This window comes from Collinsella sp. AM18-10 (assembly GCF_003471585.1).
In the GTDB taxonomy this organism is placed as follows: Bacteria; Actinomycetota; Coriobacteriia; order Coriobacteriales; family Coriobacteriaceae; genus Collinsella.
Genome location: NZ_QRJO01000037.1, coordinates 1 through 1890, shown reverse-complemented (window position 1 = coordinate 1890; position 1890 = coordinate 1). Strand labels below are relative to the sequence as shown.

The window sequence follows — 1890 nt, the reverse complement described above, 5'->3', positions numbered from 1 at the left end:
GCGCTGCATGAGCATGCCCTTCTGGCGCGAGGACCTCTAAGGTTTTCAAAGACCCGTACAGGTCTTACTACAAACATCTAGCTGCCATTAGATGTCTCCCATTGGGGCGGTGCGGATCTTTCGCACCGCCCCATTCATGTTTAATGACGCTAAATGAAGATCAGATAAGGTGGCCATGGATATCAAGACAATCGGTGTTGAGGAATGGCTCAACGTTTGGGAGAAGAGCGCCACGTGGGACATCGCCCAGTCGACGATCTCGTCGCTGACCATGGGCGAGCTTCGCGCACTGGACGAGCAGGACGGCGCCACGTTCTACGAGCGCCTGGATCGCGAGAAGATGAACTACGGCTGGATCGAGGGATCGCCGGAATTTAAGGCCGAGGTCGCCAAACTGTATCGCCGTGAGGTCAATCCCGACCACATCCTGCAGACCAACGGCTGCACGGGCGCCAACCTCAATGCCATCATAGCCGTGGTCGAGCCCGGCGATCACGTGATTGCCGAGTGGCCCACCTATGCGCCGCTCTATGAGATTCCGCGTACGTTCGGTGCCGAGGTCGAGTATTGGGAGCTTCGCGAGGAGCTCGGCTGGAAGCCCGATATCGAACAGCTCAAGCACCTCGTTCGCCCCAACACTAAGCTCATCTGCATCAATAACGCATCGAACCCCATCGGTGCGGTGCTCGATGCCGATATGCTCGGTCAGATTGCCGAGATCGCCCGTTTGGTGGGCGCCTACGTGCTGTGCGATGAGGTGTATCTGCCGCTCGAGAACACCGAGTCCTTTATATCGATGGCCGACGTGTACGAGAAGGCCATCGTCACCAACTCGGTGTCCAAGACCTATTCGACGCCTGCGGCTCGCGTGGGCTGGGTCGTGGCCGACGAAGAGGCCTCCAACCGCATCCGCACCTATCGTGACTACACCATGATCTGCGGCGGCGTGTTCAACGACGCCCTGGCGACCTACGTGCTCGAGCACAAGGACAAGATTCTCGAACGCAACCGCAAGATTGTGTTTGGAAACCGCGATATCGCGCAGGCTTGGATCGACACGCAGCATCGTGTCTCCTGGACGGCGCCGCAGGGCGTGTCCACCTCGTTTATCCAGCTGGATATCCCCGAGGACGACGAGGAGTTCTGCAAGCGCTTGCTGGCCGAGAGGGGAGTGCTGTTGGTTCCCGGCAGCCGCTTTGAGCTTCCCTGCGGCGCACGCCTGGGCTACTGCGCGAGCGAGGACGTTCTGCGCGAGGGGCTGAGGCTTCTGGGCGAGGCACTGGCGGAGTTCGATCGCTAGGATCACGACTCCCTTCGAAGGCCGTATTCAAATTGGCCGACGATAATCGAAAAAGGGCCTGTTTCCCTAGGGGAAGCGGGCCCTTTTTCTATACCGAGAAGTCAAGTTGTTACAAATGGGGCCGTAAAGCAAGCCGGTATTCGCTGGGCCTTATACTGAGCTTCCGGTGAACGGTATCAAGCGTCTGGTAAACGGTAATTCGTTTACCAGAAATGAATAGGACAAACTTTTTTCTGAATAAAAATGAAAATGGTTGAGACGCGGTATGAATCGCTAATTCTATTCATAGCTCTATTGGAAATATGCAATTTGAGGGTGGTTTAATAAAGTTTAGTTCCATTTGATTATTGGATTGAATACGCGTTTAAGCACGTAAATACACTTTATTAAATCGAAGTGTGCCATGCGTGAAGTATATGTGTATGCCGTTCACCCCTCATATAAAACCGTTCGGGGGCGAGGTGGAAGTATGAACTGAATTTGGATATAAATATGTCGTCAGCAATAACGCCTCACACGGAGGGGCGCTAACGAATCGGCCCTGACAGGGGCCCGAAAGAAAGGTAGGAGGCCATGACGAAAGGTCTGCA

The 1890-nt window shown here is 54.9% G+C and carries 1 protein-coding gene; it reads left to right on the top strand.

Annotated features, from left to right (window positions below; genetic code table 11):
* Window positions 1–175: 175 nt before the first annotated feature.
* On the top strand, window positions 176–1300 hold the full coding sequence (locus DW211_RS09980; RefSeq protein WP_118260595.1) for an aminotransferase: 1125 nt from the start codon (window positions 176–178) through the stop codon (window positions 1298–1300).
* The last annotated feature ends 590 nt before the right edge of the window (window positions 1301–1890 follow it).